Source organism: Novosphingobium sp. KACC 22771, from assembly GCF_028736195.1.
Taxonomy (GTDB): Bacteria; Pseudomonadota; Alphaproteobacteria; order Sphingomonadales; family Sphingomonadaceae; genus Novosphingobium.
Genome location: NZ_CP117881.1, coordinates 633,488 through 656,187 on the forward strand (window position 1 = coordinate 633,488; position 22,700 = coordinate 656,187).

At 64.9% G+C, this 22,700-nt stretch carries 21 protein-coding genes; 14 read left to right on the forward strand and 7 right to left on the reverse strand.

Going from position 1 to position 22,700, the window contains the following annotated elements; genetic code table 11:
- The first annotated feature begins 22 nt into the window (after positions 1–22).
- From hpnA to PQ467_RS02865, 7 genes are read left to right on the forward strand one after another with little or no spacing between them, the layout of a single operon-like run.
- A complete protein-coding gene (gene hpnA, locus PQ467_RS02835) occupies positions 23–1,045 on the forward strand; it encodes a hopanoid-associated sugar epimerase (protein ID WP_274175050.1) in 1,023 nt (340 codons plus the stop codon).
- A complete protein-coding gene (locus PQ467_RS02840) occupies positions 1,042–2,160 on the forward strand; it encodes a glycosyltransferase (protein WP_274175051.1) in 1,119 nt (372 codons plus the stop codon). Before hpnA ends, PQ467_RS02840 begins: the two co-directional genes overlap by 4 nt.
- On the forward strand, positions 2,157–3,026 hold the full coding sequence (gene hpnC / locus PQ467_RS02845) for a squalene synthase HpnC (protein WP_274175052.1): 870 nt from the start codon (positions 2,157–2,159) through the stop codon (positions 3,024–3,026). The genes PQ467_RS02840 and hpnC overlap by 4 nt, the downstream gene beginning before the upstream one ends.
- The gene (gene hpnD, locus PQ467_RS02850) at positions 3,023–3,883 is read left to right on the forward strand and encodes a presqualene diphosphate synthase HpnD (RefSeq protein WP_274175053.1); all 861 of its coding nucleotides are present in this window, start codon (positions 3,023–3,025) and stop codon (positions 3,881–3,883) included. Before hpnC ends, hpnD begins: the two co-directional genes overlap by 4 nt.
- Complete coding sequence (gene hpnE, locus PQ467_RS02855) at positions 3,884–5,155, forward strand: hydroxysqualene dehydroxylase HpnE (protein ID WP_274175054.1); 1,272 nt, start codon at positions 3,884–3,886, stop codon at positions 5,153–5,155.
- A complete protein-coding gene (gene shc, locus PQ467_RS02860; protein WP_274175055.1) occupies positions 5,152–7,089 on the forward strand; it encodes a squalene--hopene cyclase in 1,938 nt (645 codons plus the stop codon). The genes hpnE and shc overlap by 4 nt, the downstream gene beginning before the upstream one ends.
- Positions 7,077–7,754: a phosphorylase family protein gene (locus PQ467_RS02865; protein ID WP_274175056.1), complete on the forward strand. Its 678-nt coding sequence runs from the start codon at positions 7,077–7,079 to the stop codon at positions 7,752–7,754. Before shc ends, PQ467_RS02865 begins: the two co-directional genes overlap by 13 nt.
- 70 nt (positions 7,755–7,824) lie before the next feature.
- On the opposite strand, the gene hpnH is transcribed toward PQ467_RS02865, so the two are convergent.
- Together hpnH and ispH are read right to left on the reverse strand one after the other, a co-directional pair.
- Positions 7,825–8,997 (reverse strand): adenosyl-hopene transferase HpnH, encoded by a 1,173-nt coding sequence (hpnH, locus tag PQ467_RS02870; RefSeq protein WP_274175057.1) that lies wholly within the window; start codon positions 8,995–8,997, stop codon positions 7,825–7,827.
- Positions 8,998–9,020: 23 nt separating this feature from the next.
- The gene (ispH, locus tag PQ467_RS02875; RefSeq protein ID WP_274176074.1) at positions 9,021–9,971 is read right to left on the reverse strand and encodes a 4-hydroxy-3-methylbut-2-enyl diphosphate reductase; all 951 of its coding nucleotides are present in this window, start codon (positions 9,969–9,971) and stop codon (positions 9,021–9,023) included.
- A gap of 291 nt (positions 9,972–10,262) precedes the next feature.
- Here ispH and PQ467_RS02880 point away from each other — a divergent pair, with 291 nt between their 5' ends.
- Entirely contained in the window at positions 10,263–10,889 is a 627-nt protein-coding gene (locus tag PQ467_RS02880; RefSeq protein ID WP_274175058.1) for an ABC transporter substrate-binding protein, read from the forward strand.
- 63 nt (positions 10,890–10,952) lie between these two features.
- On the opposite strand, the gene PQ467_RS02885 is transcribed toward PQ467_RS02880, so the two are convergent.
- Together PQ467_RS02885 and dxs are read right to left on the reverse strand one after the other, a co-directional pair.
- Complete coding sequence (locus tag PQ467_RS02885) at positions 10,953–11,393, reverse strand: DUF2141 domain-containing protein (RefSeq protein ID WP_274175059.1); 441 nt, start codon at positions 11,391–11,393, stop codon at positions 10,953–10,955.
- Positions 11,390–13,333: a 1-deoxy-D-xylulose-5-phosphate synthase gene (gene dxs / locus PQ467_RS02890; protein WP_274175060.1), complete on the reverse strand. Its 1,944-nt coding sequence runs from the start codon at positions 13,331–13,333 to the stop codon at positions 11,390–11,392. The genes PQ467_RS02885 and dxs overlap by 4 nt, the downstream gene beginning before the upstream one ends.
- Before the next feature lie 271 nt (positions 13,334–13,604).
- On the opposite strand from dxs, the gene PQ467_RS02895 reads away from it, so the two are divergent.
- The 4 genes from PQ467_RS02895 to PQ467_RS02910 all read left to right on the forward strand — a co-directional run bounded on the left by PQ467_RS02895 (position 13,605) and on the right by PQ467_RS02910 (position 17,325).
- The gene (locus PQ467_RS02895) at positions 13,605–15,668 is read left to right on the forward strand and encodes a TonB-dependent receptor plug domain-containing protein (protein WP_274175061.1); all 2,064 of its coding nucleotides are present in this window, start codon (positions 13,605–13,607) and stop codon (positions 15,666–15,668) included.
- 27 nt (positions 15,669–15,695) lie between these two features.
- Positions 15,696–16,211 (forward strand): (2Fe-2S)-binding protein, encoded by a 516-nt coding sequence (locus PQ467_RS02900; RefSeq protein WP_274175062.1) that lies wholly within the window; start codon positions 15,696–15,698, stop codon positions 16,209–16,211.
- The gene (locus PQ467_RS02905; protein WP_274175063.1) at positions 16,208–16,552 is read left to right on the forward strand and encodes an arsenate reductase family protein; all 345 of its coding nucleotides are present in this window, start codon (positions 16,208–16,210) and stop codon (positions 16,550–16,552) included. Before PQ467_RS02900 ends, PQ467_RS02905 begins: the two co-directional genes overlap by 4 nt.
- A gap of 143 nt (positions 16,553–16,695) precedes the next feature.
- Positions 16,696–17,325, forward strand: coding sequence for a class I SAM-dependent methyltransferase (locus tag PQ467_RS02910; protein ID WP_274175064.1), 630 nt, complete (start codon positions 16,696–16,698; stop codon positions 17,323–17,325).
- A 268-nt stretch (positions 17,326–17,593) separates the two neighbouring features.
- Here the strand turns inward: PQ467_RS02910 and PQ467_RS02915 are convergent, their stop codons facing one another.
- Complete coding sequence (locus tag PQ467_RS02915; protein ID WP_274175065.1) at positions 17,594–18,409, reverse strand: hypothetical protein; 816 nt, start codon at positions 18,407–18,409, stop codon at positions 17,594–17,596.
- Positions 18,410–18,499: 90 nt separating this feature from the next.
- Between PQ467_RS02915 and lipB the strand changes: the two genes are divergently transcribed.
- Together lipB and PQ467_RS02925 are read left to right on the forward strand one after the other, a co-directional pair.
- Positions 18,500–19,216 (forward strand): lipoyl(octanoyl) transferase LipB, encoded by a 717-nt coding sequence (gene lipB, locus PQ467_RS02920; protein ID WP_443192972.1) that lies wholly within the window; start codon positions 18,500–18,502, stop codon positions 19,214–19,216.
- Positions 19,213–19,473: a hypothetical protein gene (locus tag PQ467_RS02925; RefSeq protein ID WP_274175067.1), complete on the forward strand. Its 261-nt coding sequence runs from the start codon at positions 19,213–19,215 to the stop codon at positions 19,471–19,473. The genes lipB and PQ467_RS02925 overlap by 4 nt, the downstream gene beginning before the upstream one ends.
- 171 nt (positions 19,474–19,644) lie before the next feature.
- Here the strand turns inward: PQ467_RS02925 and PQ467_RS02930 are convergent, their stop codons facing one another.
- Complete coding sequence (locus tag PQ467_RS02930) at positions 19,645–20,727, reverse strand: alkene reductase (protein WP_274175068.1); 1,083 nt, start codon at positions 20,725–20,727, stop codon at positions 19,645–19,647.
- 121 nt (positions 20,728–20,848) lie between these two features.
- Positions 20,849–22,624 carry a fatty acyl-AMP ligase gene (locus PQ467_RS02935; protein WP_274175069.1) on the reverse strand — a complete coding sequence of 592 codons (1,776 nt, stop codon included), beginning with the start codon at positions 22,622–22,624 and terminating at the stop codon, positions 20,849–20,851.
- Positions 22,625–22,700 lie beyond the last annotated feature (76 nt).

The window sequence follows — 22,700 nt, forward strand, 5'->3', positions numbered from 1 at the left end:
AAAGGGTTTAGGGGCTTGCCTCATGAGCGGACCCATCACGATCGTTACCGGCGTCGCCGGTTTTCTGGGCAGCGCGGTGGCGCGGGTGCTGGCGGCGCAGGGGCGACAGGTGCGCGGCGTGGTGCGCGGCTCCTCCTCGCGGGTCAATCTGACCGATTTCCCCGGCGAGATCGTCGAGGCCGACCTGCGCGACGAGGCCGCCGTGCGCGAGGCGATGCGCGGCGGGACAGAACTGTTCCATGTCGCCGCCGATTATCGCCTCTGGGCACGCGATCCGGGTGAGATCCTGCGCAACAATGAAGCGATGACCCGCGCGGTCATGCGCGCCGCTCTGGCCGAAGGGGTGGGGCGGGTGGTCTACACCTCGTCCGTGGCGACCTTGAAACCGCTGGACAATGGCGCGGCCGATGAAACGCGGCCCGCCAGCGTGGCCGAAGCGGTCGGCGTTTACAAACAATCCAAGGTCGTGGCCGAAAGGCTGGTCGAGGATATGGTGGCGCGTGATGGCCTGCCCGCGATCATTGTCCAGCCATCGACCCCCATCGGCCCGCGTGATGTCAAACCCACGCCCACGGGCCGCATCCTTGTCGAATGCGCGCATGGGCGCATGCCCGCCTATGTCGAGACTGGCCTCAACCTTGTCCATGTCGAGGATGTCGCGCGCGGCCATCTGCTGGCGGCGGAGCGGGGCCAGATCGGGCGGCGCTATATTCTGGGCGGTCAGGATGTGACGCTTGGGGCGATGCTGGCGGAAATCTGCGGGCAGGTGGGGCGCAAGCCTCCGCGTGTGAAATTGCCGGTGGCGCCCTTGTTTCCGCTGGCGGTGGGCGCGGAATTGTGGGGGCGGATGACGGGGGTTGAACCTTTCGTCACCGTGGACGCGCTGAAAATGGCGCGGCATCACATGTATTTCTCCAGCGCGCGGGCGCAGGCGGAACTCGGCTATACTGCGCGGCCCTGGCAGGAGGCGGTGCGCGATGCGCTCGGCTGGTTCGCGCAGGAGGGCATGATTCCGGCCTGCGCGGGAGGGGGCATGATCCCATGACCCTCCTTGCCGCGCTGGTGCTGGCGATCTGGCTGGGGCTGGTCGCCACGGGCTTCTGGACCTGCCGCGAGGCGGATGACAACGCCCCCTTTGCCGCCCCCGATGTCTGGCCCGAGGTGGTCGCGGTGGTCCCCGCGCGCAATGAGGCCGATGTGATCGCCAGCTCCATCGGCAGCCTGTTGCGCCAGGATTATGCAGGGCCCTTCCGGGTCGTGCTGGTCGATGACAATTCCGAGGATGGCACCGGCGATCTGGCCCGCGCCTTGGGGTCTGATCGGCTGACCGTGCTGCGCGGCGCGCCCTTGGCGGCGGGCTGGACCGGAAAGCTCTGGGCCGTGCATCAGGGGATCATCGAGGCCGGGGCGCCGCGCTATCTGTGGCTGACCGATGCGGATATCGAGCATGCGCCCGATACGCTGACGCGCCTTGTCGGCATTGCCCATGGTGGAAACCGCAGGCTCGTGTCCTTCATGGCGCTGCTGTCCTGTCGGACATGGGCGGAAAAATGGCTGGTGCCCGCCTTCATCTGGTTCTTCATGATGCTTTATCCGTTCAATTGGATCAATCGTCGGGGGCCGGTGGCGGGGGCTGCGGGCGGCTGCGTTCTGGTTGAGCGTGACGCCTTGGAGGCGGCGGGCGGTATTGGCGCGATGCGCGGGGCGCTGATTGATGACTGCACGCTGGGCGCGCTTATCAAGAAACAGGGGCCGATCTGGCTGGGCCTGACCCGGCGCAGCGTGTCGATCCGGCCCTATGCCAACTGGCGCGAGATCGGCATGATGATCGCCCGCAGCGCCTATGCCCAATTGCGCTACAATCCCCTGCTGCTGGTGGGCACGGTGCTGGGGCTGGGCTTGATGTTTGGCGCGCCGGTGTGGCTGGCGCTGGGGGCAAAGGGTGCGGCGCAGGTGATGAGCCTGATCGCGCTGGGGCTGATGCTGGGTTCCTATCAGCCGATCCTGGGCTTTTATGGCCGCGCCCCGATGCGCGCTCTGGCCTTGCCCCTGGTCGCGCTGTTCTATGTTTCATGCACAATCCATTCAGCTTTGTCCTATTACCGGGGCAAGGGCGGCATGTGGAAAGGCCGCGCACAGGCGGAAATTGCGGGGGCATGACAGACACCATCCTAACCACCGCCGATCTGCAAAGCGGCAAGGATCACACGGGCGAGAATTTTCCCGTGGCCAGTTTCATGGTGCGCCCCGATGCGCGCGCGCCGGTCATGGCCTATTACCGCTTTGCCCGCGCGGCCGATGACATTGCCGACCACCCCACCGCCAGTGCGGCGGAAAAGCTGCGCCTGCTGGGCCTGATGCGGGCCGGGCTTGATGGCGCCCATGCCGGCGATCCGCTGGCGCAGGCGCTGGGCGCGGTCTGTCGCGCGCGGGGCATCAGCCTTGACCACGGCCACGACCTGCTCACCGCCTTTGAGCGCGACTGCACGGTGGATCGCTATCAGGACTGGGCCGGGCTGATCGACTATTGCCGCTATTCCGCCATGCCGGTCGGGCGCTTCGTGCTCGATTGCCATGGCGAGGACCGGGCGCTGTGGCCGATGAACGATGCGCTTTGCGCCGCGCTCCAGATCATCAACCACCTGCAGGATTGCGCCAAGGATTATCGCGCGATCAACCGGGTCTATATCCCGCTCGATTCGCTGCGCGCTGCGGGCATCGGGGTCGAGGCGCTGGGCGAGGGGCGTGCCAATCCGGCGCTGCGCGGGGTCATCACCGATCTCACGCTGCGCACCCAGGAATTGCTGCGCACCAGCGCGCCTTTTGCCGATGCGATCCGCGACTGGCGGCTGGCCGCCGAAGTGGCCGTGATCCAGCGGCTGGCGCAGGATCTGTGCGCTGTGCTGCTGGCGCGTGATCCTTTGAGCGAAAAGGTCCATCATACCAAGGCGCGCGCGCTCACTCTTGCGCTTCGTGCTGCAATGCGGCAGGCGGGCCGCCGTATCTGGCCGGGCAAAAGATCATGACCGCAACCACCCTATCGCCCATTCCCCCCTCGATGCCTGAAGCCCTTCGCGCCAAGGTCGCGGGCAGCAGCTTTTACGCCGGAATGCGCATCCTGCCCAAGGCAGAGCGCGAGGCGATGTTTGCCATCTATGGCTTTTGCCGCATCGTTGACGACATCGCCGACGACCAGCAGGCCCCCCGCGACCAGCGCGGCGCGATGCTGGCCGACTGGCGCCGCTGGATCGGCGCGCTCTATCGCGGTGGGGACACCGGACAGGCCGCTTTCCTGGCTCAGGCGGTGCGCGATTTCGCGCTGGAGGAGGCCGATTTCCTCGCCGTGATCGAGGGGATGCAGATGGATGTCGATGGCGACATCCAATGGCCGAGTTTTGCCCTGCTCGACCATTATTGCGATTGCGTGGCGAGCGCCGTGGGCCGCCTCTCGGTCAATATCTTTGGCATGGACCGGGGTGAGGGCGTCCATCTGGCACATCACCTTGGCCGGGCGCTGCAATTCACCAATATTCTGCGCGATCTGGACGAGGATGCGCAGATTGCGCGCGTCTATTTGCCCATCGAGGCGCTGACCCATGCGGGCATCCATCCCACCACGCCCATGGCGCTGATGGCCGATCCCGGCATGGACAGCGCCGCGCGCTGGCTGGCCGCGCGGGCCGAGGCGCATTTCGAGGCCGCCGGAGCCTGCCTTGCCGCGCGCCCCAAGGGCCGCCTGATCGCCCCGCGCCTGATGGAGGAAGCCTATGCGCTGGTCCTCCGCCGGATGCTGGCGCAGGGCTGGCACGCGCCGCGCCGCCGGGTCAGCACGTCCAAGCCGCGCCTGCTCTTCTCGCTGATCCGCCATCTGGTGATGGGCTGAATGGCTTTCGTCCGCGCACAGGTGATTGGCGCCGGTATGGCCGGGCTGACGGCGGCGGTGGAATTGACCGCAGCCGGTCTGCCGGTGGCTTTGTCCGAGGCTGGGCCGCGTGCGGGCGGGCGCTGCCGCTCCTATTTTGACCCCTCGCTGGGCCTGACCATCGACAATGGCAACCATCTGGTGCTGGCGGGCAATCCGGCGGTTTCGCGGTTTCGCGCGATGGTGGGGGCGGATGCTCCTTTGGCCGGTCCGCCCCATGCCGATTTCGCCTTCGCCGATCTGGCCACGGGCGAGCGCTGGACCTTGCGGATCAATGACGGGCCGGTGCCGTGGTGGGTGCTGGTGCCGTCGCGCCGGGTGCCGGGGTCGCGTCTGGCCGATTATCTGCCGCTTGGGCGTCTGCTGAAAGGGCGGGCGGATCAGACCATCGGCGATCTGGTAAAGCCGCAGGGGCCGGTGTGGGAACGGATGCTGCATCCGGTCCTGCTGGCGGCCTTGAATACCGATCCGGCGGCGTCTTCTGCCGCGCTCTGCGCCAATGTGCTGGCCGAAACGCTGGCCAAGGGCGGGCGGGCCAGCGCGCCGCGTGTGGCGGTGCCGACGCTGGCTGCGGCCTTTATTGATCCGGCGGTGGACTGGCTGGAGGCGCAGGGTGTGGCTTTGCAGACCGGGCGGCGGCTGCGCGGCATAAGGTTTGAGGGCGATAGCGTGTCGGCGCTGGAATGGGCCGATGGGGCGCAGGCGATTGGCGCGGATGAGGCGGTGGTGCTGGCCGTGCCCGCATGGGTGGCGGCTTCGCTGGTGCCGGATCTGACCGTGCCGGACGATCACCGCTCGATCCTGAACGCGCATTTCGCCTGTGCGCCCCCGGCGGGCGCGCCCGAGATGCTGGGCCTGACCCATGCTACCAGCGAATGGATCTTTACCCACCCCGACCGGATTTCCGTGACCATTTCCGGCGCGGATCGGTTGATGGACGAGGACCGCGAGGCGCTGGCCACGCTGATCTGGGCCGAGGTGGCGCAGGCTCTGGGGATCACCGCGCCCATGCCCCGGTGGCAGATCGTCAAGGAAAAGCGCGCCACTTTTGCCGCCACGCCCGAGCAGGACGCGCGCCGCCCGCACACCGAAACCCGCTGGCGCAATCTGTTTCTGGCCGGGGATTGGGTGCAAAACGGTTTGCCCGCCACGATCGAGGGCGCGATCCGCTCCGGCGACAGCGCGGCCCGGCTGGTTCTGGGCCAGCCTTTGAAATATGGAAAAGGACGATGAACGAAGTTGCCCCTGATCGGGCCCTGTTGGACGCCACCATCGGCCGCGCCGCCGACGCCCTGCTGGCTGAGCAGCGCGAGGATGGCCACTGGGTCTATGAACTGGAGGCCGACGCCACCATTCCGTCGGAATATGTCCTGCTGCGCCATTTCCTTGGCGAGTCGGTGGATGAGGAGCTGGAAGGCAAGATCGGCCGCTATCTGCGCCGGATTCAGTCGGAGGCCCATGATGGCTGGCCGTTGTATCACGAGGGCGGGTTCGACATTTCGGCCACGGTGAAGGCCTATTATGCGCTGAAAATGATCGGCGATGATGTGGATGCGCCCCACATGGCCCGCGCCCGCGCCGCGATCCTGAAGGCAGGCGGGGCCGAGGCGGTCAATGTCTTTACCCGCATTCAACTGGCGCTGTTTGGCGCAGGATCGTGGGACGCCGTGCCGACCATCCCGCCCGAACTGATCCTCGCGCCGCGCTGGTTCCCGGTCCATCTGCTGAAAATGAGCTATTGGGCGCGGACCGTGGTGGTGCCGCTCCTGGTGCTGTGTGCGTTGAAGCCGGTGGCGCGCAATCCCAAACAGGTTCTGGTGCCCGAGCTTTACACCGGCGTGCCGCGCAAGCTGACCAGCCAGGCCGATCATGTGCATCCGGTCTGGAGGAACGGGTTTGAGGCGCTGGACTGGGGGCTGAAGCGGTTTGAGGGGCGCTGGCCCAAGGCGATGCGCGCGCGCGCAATCCGCCTGTGCGAGGAATGGGTGGTCGAGCGACTGAACGGGGTCGATGGCCTTGGCGCGATCTATCCGGCCATGGCCAACAGTGTGATGATGTTCGATGTGCTGGGCTATGCGCCCGACCATCCGCATCGCGCCATCGCGCGCGAATCGGTCGAACGCCTGCTGGTGATCAAAGACGACGAGGCCTATTGCCAGCCCTGCGTTTCGCCGGTGTGGGACACGGCGCTGGCCGCCCATGCCATGCTGGAGGTGGGCAGCGAGGAGGCGATTGCCGGGGCGGGCCGCGCGCTCGACTGGCTGGGGCCGCGCCAGATTCTCGACACGGTGGGCGATTGGGCCGAACAGCGCGATGTGCGGCCCGGCGGCTGGGCGTTTCAGTATAATAACGAATACTATCCCGACCTTGACGATACCGCCGTGGTGGTGATGGCGATGGACCGCGCCTCGGCCTTTCGCGGCGACAAGGACAAGGACGCCATCGCGCGCGGGGTGGAATGGACCGTGGGGCTGCAATCAAAGGATGGCGGATTTGCCGCCTTTGATGCCGACAATGACAAGCTCTATTTGAACAACCTGCCCTTTGCCGACCATGGCGCGCTGCTCGATCCGCCCACGGCCGATGTGTCGGCGCGCGTGGTCTCGATGCTGGCGCAGATGGGCGAGCCCGCCGACAGCCCGCGCATGAAGGCCGCGCTGGGCTGGCTGGAAAAGGAGCAGGAGAAGGAGGGCAGCTGGTTTGGCCGCTGGGGGGTCAACCACGTTTACGGAACATGGTCGGTGCTCTGCGCGTTGGGCAGGGCGGGGATCGGGCGCGAACAGCCGATGGTGGCGCGCGCGGTCGATTGGTTGAAGGCGGTGCAGAATGCGGATGGCGGCTGGGGAGAAAGCTGCGATTCCTATGCGCTGGACCGCAAGGGGCATGAAACCTTTGTTTCCAACGCCAGCCAGACGGCATGGGCCTGCCTTGGCCTGATGGCGGTGGGCGAGGCGAAGAGCGAGGCGGTGGCGCGCGGGATCGCGTGGCTGATCGCCCATCAGGCCGGAGACGGTCTCTGGGGGCAGGAGCATTATACCGGCGGGGGTTTCCCGCGAGTCTTTTACCTGCGTTATCATGGCTATCCGCGCTATTTCCCGCTTTGGGCGCTGGCGCGGTATCGCAATAGGACGCAGGCCAATGTGGAGCAAGCCCAGTGGGGAATGTGAATGCCAAGCCGGTGATCGTGGTCACCGGAACATTGCGCGAAGCCGCCGTGCTGGACCATCATAGTGTCGAGGTGATGGCCGGCGGCAATGACCCCGATCATCTGCGCGCCGAATTGATGGCGCGGGCGCCCCATGCCGCGGGCCTGATCAGCTATGGCATGTGCGGGGCGATTGACTACTCGCTCAAGCTGGGCACGATGATCATCGGCAAGCGGTTGACCGGCGCGTTTCATGCCAAATGCGATGAACGCTGGGTTGCGGCGCTGCACTCGCTCTTGCCGCAGGCGCGGGTGGGCACAGTGCATGCCGATGGCCATCTGTTGACCGATTCGCACGACAAGGCCGAAAGGGCATGGGCCAGCGCGGCCATTGCCGCCGATATGGAAAGCCATATCGTGGCCGAGGTGGCGGCGCATATGAACCTGCCCTTTGGCATCCTGCGCTGTGTTTCCGATATTGCCGAGGTGGAATTGCCGCCCGCCGTCAATGTGATGATGGGGCCCAACGGCGAATTGGCGCTGGGCGCGATCTTCAAATCGATCCGCCAGCAACCCGACCAGTTGGGCTCGCTGACCAAGACGATCGTCGGATTTGCCAAGGCCTATCGCGCGCTGATCAAGGGTTCGAAACAGGCGGGCCCCTATCTGGGCTTCGATCTGCGCTGAGGCTTGCTTTGGGCAACAAAAAAGGCGGGGGTTTGGGCCCCCGCCTTTTTCGTATCAGGTGATGGGCCGATCATGCCGCGCGGGTGGCGCGGGCGTATCCTTCGGGATCGGCAATCTTGATCTTCTCCAATTCCTGCTCAACCTGCGTGGCGTGAACGTCCACGGCCTTGCGGGCGTTGGACAGGTCGATGTCAGGCGCCATCGGGCCTTCGGTGCGGATGCCCTGCATGCCCACCTTGATGAATTCCCACGGGCGGGTCAGGCCTTCCTTGGCCGCCGTGCCTTCAAACCCGCAATGGACCATGCAGTTCGAGCATTTCTCGTACTTGCCCACGCCATACTGGTCCCAGTCGGTGCCTTCCATCAGCTCGGCGAAGGTCTCGACATAGCCTTCGCCCACCAGATAGCAGGGCTTCTGCCAGCCAAACACCGTGCGCAGCGGCATCGACCAGGGCGTGCATTCATACGAACGGTTGCCCGCAAGGAAGTCGAGGAACAGCGGCGAATTGGTGAACTTCCACGCCTTGCCGCCGCCTTCGCCCGGCTTGGCATTCTTGGCCGCGCCGCGCTTCAACAGGTCGCGGAACAGGTTCTTGGTCTTTTCGCGGTTCAGGAAATGCTCCTGATCGGCGGCGCGTTCATAGGCATAGCCGGGGCTGATGGTCACCTCGACATCGAGGCTGGTCATCAGGTCGAGGAACTTGGCCATGCTCTCGGGCTTGGCATCGTTGAACACGGTGCAGTTGACCTGAACGCGGAAGCCCTTCGACTTGGCCAGATGGATCGCTTCGAGCGCGACATCATAGGTGCCTTCCTGATCCACGGCCTTGTCATGCATGGCCTTGTCGCCATCGAGATGGATCGACCAGGTGAAATAGGATGAGGGCTTGTAGTCGTTGATCTTCTTTTTCAGCAGCAGCGCGTTGGTGCAAAGGATCACGAACTTCTTGCGCGCGATATAGCCTTCGACAATCTTGGGCATATCCCGATGCAGCAGCGGTTCGCCGCCCGCGATCGACACGGCGGGCGCGCCCGATTCGTCAATCGCGGCCATGCATTCTTCCACCGACAGGCGGCGGTTGAGGATCGCGTCGGGATAATCGATCTTGCCACAGCCCGGGCAGGCCAGATTGCAGCGCAGCAGCGGTTCGAGCATCAGCACGAGCGGATATTTGCCGCCCTTGATCTGGCTGGAAATGGCATGACCAGCAATGCGAAGGGCGGGGCCAAGGGGAAGGGACAAGGGGGCTTACTCCAAACAGGGCATTACGCGCGGGCACGGGCGGATTCGCCCGCCCGGCGCAGGGCCGCAGGCAGGCTGAACGACACGTTTTCGCGGATGCCGTCAAGCTCTGAGACGGTTATTTTTCGCGAAAGGGCGATGGCGGCAATCACATCTTCGACCAGTTCCTCGGGCGCGCTGGCCCCGGCGGTGACGCCAAGGCGTTCGACCCCGTCCAGCCATTGCGGATCCAGATCGCCCGCATCGCCCACCAGCCACGCCGGTTTGCCCAGCGAGAGCGCCACATCGCGCAGCCGGTTCGAATTGCTGGAATTGGCCGCGCCCACCACGATCAGCGCGTCGCATTCCTCCACCAGCGCGCGCACGGCGTTCTGGCGGTTTTGCGTGGCATAGCAGATGTCGGACACGTCCGGCCCGGCCACATCGTCAAAGCGATCATGCAGCGCGGCAATCACGCCGCGCGTGTCATCGACCGAGAGCGTCGTCTGCGTCACATAGGCAATCGAGCTATCCGTGCCCAGCGGCAGCGCGGCCACATCATCGGGCGTGGCCACCAGATGCACCGGCGCGGGTATCTGGCCCAGCGTGCCGACCACCTCGGGATGGCCCGCATGGCCGATCAGCACGACTTCGCGCCCCTCGCGGGCAAAGCGGCCGCCGTGCAGATGCACCTTGGTCACCAGCGGGCAAGTGGCGTCATAAACCGGCAGGCCGCGCTGCTCGGCTTCCTGTTCGACGCTTTGCGGCACGCCATGCGCGGAAAACACCGTGACCGCGCCGGAGGGCACTTCGTCGAGTTCTTCGACAAAAATCGCGCCCATCGCACGCAACCTGTTCACGACATGCGCGTTATGAACAATCTCATGGCGGACATAAACGGGCGCGCCATGGATTTCGAGCGCGCGTTCCACGATGCGGATCGCGCGGACCACGCCTGCGCAAAACCCGCGCGGCGAGGCGAGCTTGATGGACAGGGGGGCGGCGAGCAGCCGAGCGGGGGAACTCTCTGTCGGTGTCAAACGGTCTATCCCTTTTGAACCTGTGCCCTTGGGGGGAATAGGGCAAAGCGCGCAAAAGCGCGGCAGGCATTGTAACCGCTTCTGTTGGCAGAGAAAAGATTGCGCCAGCCTGAACCGCGGCTTCATTGCGCGCTCATACCACTTGTTTTACGTATTGCTCTGGCTCAAGGACGCGCAATGGCCGGTTGCGGCACGGCGCGCCTCCGGGTGAGCCCTTATCGTCCGATGTTCTGGTTTGGAGTGAGCATGACAAGTCAATCGGGATTCGCATCGCTGCGCGGCGCTGTGGCGCTGGCTCTGCTGGCGCCGGTGGCGGCCTTGGCGGTGCCGGGCGTGGCCATGGCCCAGGCGGGCGATCCGGCGGCCCAGACCATCGAGGGCCTCAATGCGGGCCTGATCGCCACGATGAAGGCGCAAGGCGGCCAGGCCGCGCGCGCGCGCGTGATCGGCCCGGTGGTGGATCGCACCTTTGACATTCCCGCCATGGCCCGCCTCTCGGTGGGCCCGCCTTGGACCACCTTTTCGCCGCTGGAGCAGGCCAATGTGGTCGCCGCCTTTCGCGCCATGACGGTGGCGCAATATGCCGCCAATTTCGACAGCTATTCGGGCGAGAAGCTGAGCCTTGTGGGCACGGTGGAAACCCGCGGCACGGACAAGCTGGTGCGCACGCAGTTGACCGGGGCGGGCACCAATGAATCGCTCAACTATCGCCTGCGCGAAAACGGCGGGCAGTGGAAGATCATCGACGTGTTCTATCGCAACGCGATCAGCCAGATCGCCACGCGCCGTTCCGATTTTGCCGGCGTGATCGCCAAGGGCGGCGCCGGGGCGCTGGTGGCCCACCTTAACCGACTGGCCGCCAATCCGAAGTAAGTGGTGGGTTTGCAAAGAAAAAGCCCCGGTGCTGGCACCGGGGCTTTTTCATTGTCAAAGGCTTCAGAAATACCGCAGGGCCAGACGGATCACCTGCGACTTTGCCTCATGGACAAACATCGCGTCGCGCCATTTGGGCGGGCCCAGCACGATTTTGGCATCGCGTGAAAAGCCCACGCCTTCCTTGGGGATGCCGATGAAGTTGCGATCAACCTTCTTGTTGCCGTTTTCGTCCTGAAACACCTGCGCCGCCCATTCGCCGGGGGGCACATTGGCAAAGACCACGCTGGTCGCGCCCTTTTGCGAGGGGGCCGAGGCCTCCAGCACGCAATCGTCCTTCAAAAAGGTCTTTTGCGGGCAAAGCGCAACATGCACCCGGCCCGCATTCGAGCGGACATTCTCGACGACCACCGTCAGCGGCGCGCCCACCGGCCCGCCACCGCCCGCCGCCGCCGCGTCAGTCCCCGAACCGGCCAGCGCAATCGCGATCAGGGCAAGGCTCAAGCGCGGGCCTCGCCCACGATATCGGCACTCACCACCTCGGCATCGTTCCAGCGCAGCGCCTTGAGCACCGTTTCGACAATATGCGGCGCGTTCAGCCCCGCCGTGTCATACTGCTTGTCGGGCGCATCATGGTCCTGGAACACGTCGGGCAGACGCATCGTGCGGATCTTCAATCCGCCATCGGTCAACCCTTCGTCGCTGGCCAGCGTCAGCACATGCGAGCCAAGGCCGCCGATCGCGCCCTCCTCGATGGTGACGACCACCTCATGCGTGGTGGCCAGACGGCGGATCAGTTCCTCGTCCAGCGGCTTGGCAAAGCGCAGGTCGGCAACGGTGGTGGGCAGGCCCTTGGCCTCCAGCACCTCGGCGGCCTTGACCGCCTCGGCCAGACGCGTGCCCAGCGAAAGGATGGCGATCTTGCCGGCCCCCCCACGCACGATCCTCCCCTTGCCGATCTCCAGCTTTTGCGGCGTGGCGGGCATCTCGACGCCCGTGCCATTGCCGCGAGGATAGCGGAAGGCGATCGGACCGCTGTCATGTTGGGCCGCCGTATAGGTCATATGGACCAATTCGGCCTCATCCGCCGCCGCCATCACCACGAAATTGGGCAGCGAGGCCAGATAGGTGATGTCAAACGTGCCCGCATGAGTTGCACCATCGGCGCCGACAAGCCCCGCACGGTCAATCGCGAAACGCACCGGCAGGTTCTGGATCGCCACGTCATGCACCACCTGATCATAGGCGCGTTGCAGGAAGGTGGAATAGATCGCGCAGAACGGACGCATCCCCTGCGCGGCAAGGCCCGCAGCAAAGGTCACGGCATGCTGTTCGGCAATGCCCACGTCAAAGCTGCGGTCCGGGTGCGCCTTGGCGAATTTGTCGACGCCGGTGCCCGACGGCATGGCGGCGGTGATCGCCACGATGCGCGGATCGCTATCGGCAATCCTGGCCAGTGTTTCGCCGAACACGTTCTGATAGGCAGGCGCCTTGGCCGGGGCCTTGACCTGCTCGCCGGTGATGACGTTGAATTTCTGGACGCCGTGATACTTGTCCGCCGCCGCCTCGGCCGGGGCATAGCCCTTGCCCTTTTGCGTGACGACATGGATCAGGCACGGGCCGGCCGCCGCATCACGGACGTTCTCCAGCACCGGGATCAACTGTTCCAGATTGTGCCCGTCGATCGGGCCGACATAATAAAAGCCCAGCTCCTCGAACAGAGTGCCGCCCATCACCATGCCGCGTGCAAACTCGTCGGTCTTGCTGGCCGCGCGATGCAGCGGAGCGGGCAGATGGCGCGAGAGCTTCTTGGCCATTTCGCGCAGTTCGAGGAAGGGCCGCGAGGACACCAGCCGCGCAAGATAGGCCGAAAGCCCGCCGACCGGCGGCGCAATCGACATGTCATTGTCATTGAGGATGACCACCAGCCGGTTGCCCGCGCCTTGCGCATTGTTCATCGCCTCATAGGCCATGCCCGCGCTCATCGAGCCATCGCCGATGACCGCAATCGCCTTGCCGGGCTGATCGGACATCTTGTTGGCCATGGCAAAGCCGATGGCCGCCGAAATCGAGGTGCTGGAATGGGCCGCGCCGAAGGGATCGTATTCCGATTCGCTGCGTTTCGTAAAGCCCGACAGGCCGCCCGGCTGGCGCAGGGTGCGGATGCGGTCGCGCCGTCCGGTGACGATCTTGTGCGGATAGGCCTGATGGCCCACGTCCCAGATCACCTTGTCGCGCGGCGTGTCGAACACGTAATGCAGCGCCACGGTCAATTCCACCACGCCAAGGCCGGAACCCAGATGGCCCCCGGTCTGTCCGACGGTGTGAATCATTTCCTGACGCACATCATCGGCCAACTGGCGCAATTCGCCCATCGACAGGCCGCGCATGTCGGCAGGCACCTTCACTCGATCCAGGATCGGCGTCTTCAGTTCAGCTTCCATGACGCAGCCTTACACGGGTTAATCGGCGCTGTCGATTGATCCCATGGTGTTCATAATGCATTTGCGCCGGGCGGTTGTTGCAAGTGGGCCGCACTGGGCGGGGTGGTCGCGCAAAAAATGCGGTTGTTCGCGTGGGGCCCTTGTTTTTCCTGTATCGGTCAAGGACATGCTTTTGCCGATTGGCCTGATGCGCCTCGTCCTTTCGGCCCACTTGGCAGGATGGGGGCGGGGCAATAGGGTCGCGGGAAAAGCATGGGCAAGGGGATTGAGGATGAAATTGGGCGCGCAAGGGCTGCGAGGGCTGCTGCTTTCCGGGATGGCCCTGATGCCGATGGCGGCCCAGGCAGCCGGTAACGAGGCGGCCGATGAAGAGGCGGCCTCGCCCATTATTGTCACGGGGGTGGGGCTGAATGCCGCGCCTGCGGTGCCTGCCTATTCCTCGCGCGAGATTGACCGCGAGGCGCTGACCTCGTCGGTTTCGGGCCGGATCGAGGATGTGCTGGCCAATGTGGCCGGTTTTCAACAGTTTCGTCGTTCCGATAGCCGCTATACCAACCCCTCGGCCCAAGGCGCGACGCTGCGCGCGCTGGGCGGCAATGCGGCGGCGCGTACACAGGTGCTGCTCGATGGCGTGCCGATGGCCGATCCGATGTTCGGTTCGGTGCCGTGGAATGCGATCACGCCCGAACGATTGGGCTCGGTGCGGGTGACGCGCGGGGGCGGTTCGGGGGCTTTCGGGTCGGGCGCGGTGGCCGGGACCATTGAATTGAACAGCGCCGGGCGCGACACGCTGGGCCTGATTTCCGCCGAGGCGCTGGCCAATGATCGCGGCGAGACCTCGCTCTCGGGCGCGGTGGCGCCGAAATTGGGCGCGGGCTTTGCCGAGGTCTCGGGCCGCTGGGACCGGGGCGACGGTTTCTGGACCACGCCCGAAAGCCAGCGCGTCGGCGCCAGTGTCAAATCGCGCTATGACAGTTGGTCGGTGAGCGCGCGCGGTGTCGCCCCGATTGCGAACAATGTCGAGCTTCAGGCCCGCGCGATGGTTTTTGACGACCACCGCGTGCTGCGCTTTGCCGGGGCCACCAGCCATTCGAGCGGCGAGGATTTCTCGCTGCGCCTTGTCGGGCGCGGGCCGTGGCAGTTTGACGCACTGGCCTATGTGCAGGACCGCGGCTTTTCCAATGTGACGATCTCGGCCACCACCTTCCGCCCCAGCCTTGACCAGCGCCGCACCCCGGCCACGGGCCTTGGCGCCAAGATCGAGATCCGCCCGCCGGTGGGGCCGGATCATCTGCTGCGCATCGGCGGCGATTGGCGCAGCGCCAAGGGCGATCTGAACGAGATTGCCTATAATGCCTCCACCGGGGCCGTGACGGCCTATCGCTGGGCGGGCGGGCGCAATGATGATCTGGGCTTTTATGCCGAGGATGACTGGAAACTGGGGCCGCTGACGCTGACGGGCGGGGTGCGCGCTGATCGCTGGAGCGTGAATGCGGGCTATTTCCGTCAGGCCGGGCCGACGGGCGCGGTCACCATCAACAACACCTTTGACCCGCGCAGCGACTGGGCGGTGACGGGGCGCGGCGGGGCTTTGCTCAAAGTCGCGCCGGGGCTGGAACTGCGCGGTTCGGCCTATACCGGCCTGCGCCAGCCCACGATCAACGAATTGTATCGCAGCTTTACGCTGGTCGCCTCGGGCGTTTCGACCGTGACCAATGCCAATCCGGCCCTGGGCAATGAAATGATGGAGGGCTATGAGGCGGGGGTGGATTTTACGCCGGTCCCGGCGCTGAAACTGTCGGCCACGGCTTTTTATAACCGCGTGGCCCATGCCATCGCCAATGTGACCACGGCCCAGACCCCGACCACCATCACCCGCGTTCGGCAAAATGTCGATGCCATCCGCGCGCGGGGGTTTGAATTTGCCGCCGCGCTCGATCTGGGCAAGGTGAGCCTTGATGGCAGCCTCGCGCTGACCGATGCGGTGGTGCGGGCCAGCGGGGCGCAAATCGGGCTGAACGGGATGCGCCCGGCGCAAACCCCCAAGATCGCGGCGAGCGCCACCGTGACTTGGAAGCCACGCGATGGCTGGCAGGGGGCCGTCGTGCTGCGCCATTTCGGATCGCAGTATGAGGATGATCTGCAAGCCTATCTGATGCCTTCGGCCACCACCATCGGCGCCTTTGTTCAGGCACCTTTGGGTCATGGCGTCAGCTTTATCCTGCGCGGCGAGAATCTGGCCGATGTGACGGTCATCACCCGCAATCAGGCGGGCAGCATGGATATTGGCGCGCCGCGCACGGTCTGGGCCGGTTTCCGCTTTGGCTTGAAGTAAGAGGATCATGCGGGCATGGAAGGCGCCATGCCCGCGCTGACCCTCAATGGCCATCCTGTCGATCTGCGCATGGATGCGCAGACGCCCCTGTTATGGGCCTTGCGCTGCGGCGCGAATCTGACGGGCGCGAAATATGGCTGCGGCACGGGCGAATGCGGCGCCTGTATGGTGATGGTCGATGGACAGGCGCTGCCCTCATGCCAGATGACTTTGGCGCAGGCGCAGGGGCGCAGCATCACCACCATCGAGGGGCTGAGCCAGGACCGTTCGCACGCGCTGCAGCAGGCGATGGTGGCCGAAGGCGCGATCCAATGCGGTTTCTGCACACCGGGCATCGTCATGGCCGGGGCCGCGCTGCTGGCCGCCAATGCCGACCCCGGCGTCGAGGATATCAACAAGGCCGTCACCAATCTTTGCCGCTGCGGCATCTATCCCCGGCTGGTCCGCGCGATCCAGCGCGCCGGGCGGGTGATGCGCGGGCTGGAAACCATTGCCGCGGCCCCCGCGCCGGGCGGCGGCATGCATCACAGGAGCATACCATGAAGGCCACCATCTGGCACAACCCAGCCTGCGGCACATCGCGCAAAACTTTGGCGATTTTGCAGGAAACGCCCGGAGTCGAGGTCGCCGTGGTGGAATATCTCAAGACGCCGCCCTCGGCCGAAAAGCTGGCCCAGCTTTATCGCGATGCGGGCATGACGCCGCAGGCAGGGCTGCGCCTGCGCGGCACGGATGCGGCCGAACGCGGTTTGCCCGACGCCGATGATGCGACCGTGCTGGCCGCGATGGTTGCCGATCCCAGGCTGATCGAGCGCCCCCTGGTGGAAACCGAAAAGGGGGTGCGTCTGTGCCGCCCGCAGGACGTGGTGGCACAGATCCTTTAGAACCATATCCGTTATCGTGGATTAGTGTTCCGATGCCGGACGGTTTGCGGCAAATGTTGCGTCTGGCCGCTTGCCAACGGGCTTGCAGTTTTGCAAACCTTTGGGCAGAGCAGCCAAGTCTAGGGTAGGGATTTGACAAGAGCATGACAACCGAACTGGCCGGAGAGGCACCGCTTGCCAAAGTGAAACGCCGGCTGAAACGGGCGCTGGGGCCCTGGGGCGTCTTTTTCGAAGGCTTCCTGAAAAACCCGGTGATGGTCGGCTCGATCGTGCCTTCCTCGCGCTTTACCATCAATCGCGTGCTCTCCGCCGTCGATTGGGACAACACCAAGCTCTTTGTCGAATACGGGCCGGGCGTGGGCACCTTCTGCCAGCCTGTGCTTGACCGCCTGCGCCGCGACGGTACGCTGCTGGTCATCGACACCAACCCCGATTTCATCGAATATCTCTCGCATACGATCACCGACAGCCGCTTTGTCGCGGTCCACGGTTCGGCGGCGGACGTTGAGGAAATCATCCGCGCCCACGGCCACGAAAAGGCCGACTACATCATCTCGGGCCTGCCCTTTTCCACCCTGCCGCCCGGCGTCGGCCCGGCCATCGCGGCGGCCACCTATCGCGTGCTGCGCAAGGGCGGGGCTTTCCTCGTCTATCAGTTCACCCCGCGCGCAGGTGACTTCATGGCCCAGTTCTTCAAGCGTATCGACAAGGGGCTGGAGTGGATCAACGTCCCGCCCTGCTTCCTGTTCTGGGGGTGGAAGGACGAGGATTAAGGGGTTTCGGGAGGCTGGTTTATGCCTCCGGCGGGCAAAGGGTCTCGACCCTTTGCAATCCCTTTAATGGGGGGCGCTTCGTTCATGGCGGGGCGCTTTTTTCGTTTTTAGAGCCTGCGGCGCGGAAAGCTCGGGCTGATTGGCGCCGCAGGCTTTCAATTTTCAAGCGCCGCGTCCGACAATCAACGCCGAACCCATCGCGCAACGCAGACAGTAACGGGTGCGCGAGGGTTTCAACCCTCGCATTCATCCCTTCCTAAAACCTAATTTACTCAAACGTCGCCATAATATCATCCACGCTGGGCCCGGCCAGTTGGCGGTGGATGGCGGCCATCAGCCCGGCGATATAGAGCGTGACCAACGCGGCCAGTACCGAGGACACCACCGCCGAAACGATCCGCCCCGCATCCGGCCCGCCCGCCAGCGTGCCGATCGACCCGCCGATGGAAATGACCGCCAGCATCGCCACCATCACCACCACGCCCACCAGCATGGCAAAGCCCAGCAGGCGCCAGCCATTGCCCCGCGTGATCGCCCAGGACCGCATCAGCGCGCGCGCGGGATTATAGACCCGCTCCACCGCCACCACCGGCCCGACCAGCGACATGCGGATATAGGCGGCAATCGCCACCATCATCACCACGATCATGCCGCCCGCCGCCATGACCGGCTGTCTGGTCAGCGTCAGCCCGCCGATCACCCCGCCCGCGACCAGCGCAATGGCCGCCGCCAGCATGATCTGGGCCAGAACATAGGGCAGCACCCCCTTGGCCCCCAGCGACAGCGCCTGTCCCACGGTCGGGCGGCTGCGGTCGGTAAACAGCGTCAGGACCGCCAGCACGCCCACGGCCTGAAACAGGATCATCGGGATCACATAGGGCAATGCATTGGCGTAGAATTGCTCCATCGCCTGCATCGATTGCGCGGGCGAGGGGCCTTGCGCGGCGGGCGGATCGGGCATCAGCAGCGCAAAGGCCAGGCGCGGCAACAGGAAAAACACCCCCGCCAAAGCCAGCAGCACATCGCGATTGGCCAGAATCGCCGAATGGGCCGTCCGCCAGGCCAGATTGCTGTCAAAACGCATCGGGGTACTCCTTTCGCGCCAAGCCCGGCCATATGCCCGCGGCGCATCTGCCCCCTTGATAAGCGGAGCGGATTGCCCCACGCAAGAATCATGGTCATGCAAGATGCAATCAAGGCTGAGATTCTGCTCGAAAACGGCGTGGCCGTGCGGCGGGATGATGAGCCTGTGTCGTATCGCGAGGCTCTGGAGTTTCAGACCGCGCGCAATAGTACGATTTATGAAGGGGTTGCGCCTGATCTCATCTGGCTGCTCGAACATCCCCCGGTCTATACCGCCGGCACCAGCGCGCAGGGCTCGGACATGCTCGACCCGCGCTTTGAAGTGGTCGAGGCGGGGCGCGGCGGCAAATATACCTATCATGGGCCGGGCCAGCGGATCGGCTATGTGCTGATCGACCTGAAGCAGCGCGCGCGCGATGTGCGCGGCTTTGTCCATGCGCTCGAAGGCTGGGTGATCGATACTTTGGCCGATTTTGGCGTGGAAAGCTGGCGCAGCGAGGCGGGCGTGGGCATCTGGACCCGCGACATTGACGGATCGGAGGCCAAGATCGGCGCCATCGGCGTGCGGATCCGCCGCTGGGTGACGATGCATGGTTTTTCGGTCAATCTGAACCCGGACCTGTCGCATTTCACCGGCATTGTGCCTTGCGGGATCGCGGAAAAGGGCGTCACCTCGCTGGCGCGGCTGGGACTTACCGTTTCGGCGCAGCAATGGGACGAGGCGCTGCTGAAGCGCGCCGATCAGTTTTTGGCCAAGCTGGGGCAGCCATGCCCGCCTGCTGCGGCATCAGAAGGACATCAGGCATGAAGCGCGCTGCGGTTATGATCCTTGCCCTCTCGCTCGCTCTGGGCGGATGCTGGGGCAAGAAGGCCAGCAAGGCCGATGACCAGCGTACCGCCTCGGGTCAGATCCTGAACGGTTCGACCAGCGATGCGATGATTGCCTATGATGCGCTGACCTCGCGGGCGCCTTTGGCGCCGCGCGCCGCCGCCGCCGTGGCGCCCAGCAGCGCGCCCACCGAAGAAGCCGCCCCCGCCGAGCAGGCCGACAGCGCCCCGGAATAAACCGCCATCATATAATCCGTCATCGTATAAAAAGACCAACCCGGCCCGCCACAGGAGATGGGCGGGCCGGGCGGCATTGGGCGAGAGGCTGACCATAGGGGACGGAGTGAGATCCTGCTGGTCAGCATCGCTTGGACTGGCCCGGCCAAGGGGGGAAGCCGGGGCCAGCGATCAGGCCGAATAGGGCGGAAAGCTGGTATAACCTTCTGCGCTGTTGCCGTACCATGCCGAAGGATCGCCTCCTTCGGTCCACGCTTGCCCATGGGCGATACGGTCGGCCAGATCGGGATTGGTAATGAATGGCCGCCCAAAGGAGATGGCATCGGCCTCGCCCTTTTCAAGGGCTTGTGCGGCCGACTGTGCCGTATAATCGGCATTGTCGACGACCGGCCCGGCAAAGATCGTCTTGAGATGGGCCGAGCGGCGGGGGCCAAGCCCGGAACCGAAGGTGCCTTCGGGCAGCGGATCGCGAATTTCGAGAAAGCCGATCCCAAGGTCGTTCAGCACCTTTACCGCATGGTCGAACAGGGCATAGGTGTCGCTGTCCTCAACGCCCTGAATGCCGTCATTGGGCGAGAGGCGAACCGAGACGCGCCCCGCGCCCCAGACGCGGATCAGCGCCTCGGTGACTTCCTTCAGCAGGCGGGTGCGGTTTTCGATTGCACCGCCGTAGGCATCGGCGCGGTGGTTCGTGCCGTCGCGCAGGAACTGGTCGATCAGATAGCCATTCGCGCCGTGAAGCTGGACGCCGTCGAAACCGGCCTCCTTGGCAAGGCGGGCGGCATGTTCATAATCGGCGATCAGGCGGGGAATCTCGTGGGTTTCCAGCGCGCGCGCTTCAACATAGGGCGCCTTGCCTTCAAACGTGTGCGCCTCGCCCGGGGCGGTGGTGGCGCTGGCCGAAACGGGCTGGATACCGTGGAGCTGCGGGTGCGATACGCGGCCCATGTGCCAGAGCTGAAGAACGATCCGCCCGCCCGCGTCATGCACGGCCTGCGTCACCTGCTTCCAGCTTTCGGCCTGTTCGCGGGTCCAGATGCCCGGCGCATTGGGCCAGCCGCGCCCTTCTGCGCTGATCGCGGTGGCCTCGGAAATGATCAGGCCCGCCCCGGCGCGCTGGGCGTAATATTGCGCCATCAACGGGTTGGCGAGACCTTCGCGGTTTGATCGCGCGCGGGTCAGCGGTGCCATCAGGATGCGATTGGGGGCGGCGATATCGCCAAGGGCGATGGGGGAAAGCAGCGGGTTGGTCATGGCATGCCATGTTGTGGCGCACCGCAGCAATTTCCAGTGCAAGCAGTTCTTTTTTGCGTGCAAGAATCCATTGCGGGGGTCGGCCGGAACCAACCCCCGCAACAAAACCCGGATATCGGCCTTACGCGGCCAATTCAAACGGCGCGATTTCGCCCGAGAGATAAAGCTTCTTGGCCTTGGCGCGGCTCAGCTTGCCCGAGGACGTGCGCGGCAGGGTGCGCGGCGGCACCAGTTCGACGATGGCCGGATGGCCCAGAATCGCGCGCACCTTTTCGGCCACGGCATTCTTCAGCTTCAACCGCTCGGCCGGGTCGGAAACGCGGCAATGGACCAGCACGGCGGCGGTTTCCTCGCCTGTTTCGGTCTCAAGGCTGAAGGCGGCAATGTCGCCCTGGTGGAAACCGGGGAGCTGTTCCACCGCCCATTCGATGTCCTGGGGCCAGTGGTTCTTGCCGTTGATGATGATCATGTCCTTGGCGCGGCCGACGATGAACAGATAGCCCTCGGCGTTCTGATAGCCCATGTCGCCGGTGTCCAGCCAGCCATCGACAAGGCAAGCCGCCGTGGCCTCGGGATCGCGGAAATAGGAGTGCATGACCGAAGGCCCCTTGCACCATACCTTGCCGATCTGGTGATGGGCCAGCGCCTTGCCCGCGCCGTCGCGGACCTCGATTTCCATGTCCAGCACCGGCTTGCCGCAATTGACGATGGCGCGATAGCGGGCCGGGCGCGACAGATCGCGCGGCTGGCCCGACAGGCGCTCTTCCTCGACCAGTTCGACGCGGATGCCTTCGCCCGGCGGCATGATGGTGACCGAGAGCGTGGCTTCGGCAAGGCCGTAGGAGGGCAGGAAGGCGCTGGCCTTGAACCCGGCGGGGGCAAAGGCGTTGACAAAGCTCTGCATCACATCGGGGCGGATCATGTCCGCGCCATTGCCCGCAAGGCGCCAGCGCGAAAGGTCGAAACGTTCGTCCACATGGCTCTGGCTGGAAATGCGGCGGGCGCAGATGTCATAGCCGAAAGTGGGCGAATAGGAGATCGAGTTGCCCGGATTGCGGGTGATCATGTCCAGCCAGGCCAGCGGGCGGCGGGCAAAATCCTCGGTCTTGAGGTAATCGGTCGACACCTGGTTGGCGATGATCGAGAGGAAGCAGCCGACCAGACCCATGTCGTGATACCACGGCAGCCACGAGATGCAGCGGTCCTCGTTGCGCATTTGCATGGCCAGCCCGTGGCCGCGCAGATTGTTGAGCAGCGAGGTGTGGGTGACGGCCACGCCATGGGGAAAACGGGTCGAGCCCGAGGAATATTGCAGATAGCAGATGTCATCGCCCGATGCCTGCGGCAATTCGACCGGCACCACCGGATCGGCGGCCAGCACATCCCAGCCCAACCCCTCGCACGCGCCGCCCTTGGCATTGTGCGCCTGCGCCGCGGCAAGGCCCAAATGGCCGATTTCGGGCGGATAGAAGAACCACGAGGGATCGCTGCTGCCCAATTGCACGGCGAGTTGGTCGATATAATTGTCCTTGCCGCCAAAGCTGGTGGGCAAGGGCAGAGGCACCGGCCATGCGCCAGCATAGATCACGCCGCAGAACAGCGCGGCAAAATCGGCGCCCGTTTCGGCAACCATGGCGATTCGGTCGCCCTTTTTCACGCCGCGCGCGATCAGGCGATGCGCCATGGCGATCGCGTCCTGGCGCAATTCGCGGAACGGATAGGGCCGGATCAGATTGCCGCGCGGATCGTGAAAGTTCAGCCCGCGTGTGCCTTTGGCCGCATAATCCAGCGCCTCGCCAAAGGTGGCGAAATCGCCAAAGCGGCGCGGCAGGTCGCAGGCGTTGGGCGTGGGGATCAGGGCGGCACTGGTCGCTTCGATCACGGCGGCGTCGGTCATGGTCTTATCCGTCTTGGGTTATGCCCGCTGCCCTTGCGTGCGAAGGCAAAGACGGCAGGCATCGAAAACTGGCCCG

Bases quoted from the DNA above. Each gene is read 5' to 3' on its own strand.
- PQ467_RS02880 (WP_274175058.1), top strand. From the start codon at position 10,263: ATGACAAGTCAATCGGGATTCGCATCGCTGCGCGGCGCTGTGGCGCTG.
- shc (WP_274175055.1), top strand. From the start codon at position 5,152: ATGAACGAAGTTGCCCCTGATCGGGCCCTGTTGGACGCCACCATCGGC.
- hpnC (WP_274175052.1), top strand. From the start codon at position 2,157: ATGACAGACACCATCCTAACCACCGCCGATCTGCAAAGCGGCAAGGAT.
- PQ467_RS02935 (WP_274175069.1), bottom strand. From the start codon at position 22,624: ATGACCGACGCCGCCGTGATCGAAGCGACCAGTGCCGCCCTGATCCCC.
- lipB (WP_443192972.1), top strand. From the start codon at position 18,500: ATGGTCATGCAAGATGCAATCAAGGCTGAGATTCTGCTCGAAAACGGC.
- PQ467_RS02930 (WP_274175068.1), bottom strand. From the start codon at position 20,727: ATGACCAACCCGCTGCTTTCCCCCATCGCCCTTGGCGATATCGCCGCC.
- PQ467_RS02915 (WP_274175065.1), bottom strand. From the start codon at position 18,409: ATGCGTTTTGACAGCAATCTGGCCTGGCGGACGGCCCATTCGGCGATT.
- PQ467_RS02925 (WP_274175067.1), top strand. From the start codon at position 19,213: ATGAAGCGCGCTGCGGTTATGATCCTTGCCCTCTCGCTCGCTCTGGGC.
- PQ467_RS02895 (WP_274175061.1), top strand. From the start codon at position 13,605: ATGAAATTGGGCGCGCAAGGGCTGCGAGGGCTGCTGCTTTCCGGGATG.
- hpnA (WP_274175050.1), top strand. From the start codon at position 23: ATGAGCGGACCCATCACGATCGTTACCGGCGTCGCCGGTTTTCTGGGC.
- PQ467_RS02840 (WP_274175051.1), top strand. From the start codon at position 1,042: ATGACCCTCCTTGCCGCGCTGGTGCTGGCGATCTGGCTGGGGCTGGTC.
- hpnD (WP_274175053.1), top strand. From the start codon at position 3,023: ATGACCGCAACCACCCTATCGCCCATTCCCCCCTCGATGCCTGAAGCC.
- PQ467_RS02900 (WP_274175062.1), top strand. From the start codon at position 15,696: ATGCCCGCGCTGACCCTCAATGGCCATCCTGTCGATCTGCGCATGGAT.
- dxs (WP_274175060.1), bottom strand. From the start codon at position 13,333: ATGGAAGCTGAACTGAAGACGCCGATCCTGGATCGAGTGAAGGTGCCT.
- hpnE (WP_274175054.1), top strand. From the start codon at position 3,884: ATGGCTTTCGTCCGCGCACAGGTGATTGGCGCCGGTATGGCCGGGCTG.
- PQ467_RS02910 (WP_274175064.1), top strand. From the start codon at position 16,696: ATGACAACCGAACTGGCCGGAGAGGCACCGCTTGCCAAAGTGAAACGC.
- PQ467_RS02905 (WP_274175063.1), top strand. From the start codon at position 16,208: ATGAAGGCCACCATCTGGCACAACCCAGCCTGCGGCACATCGCGCAAA.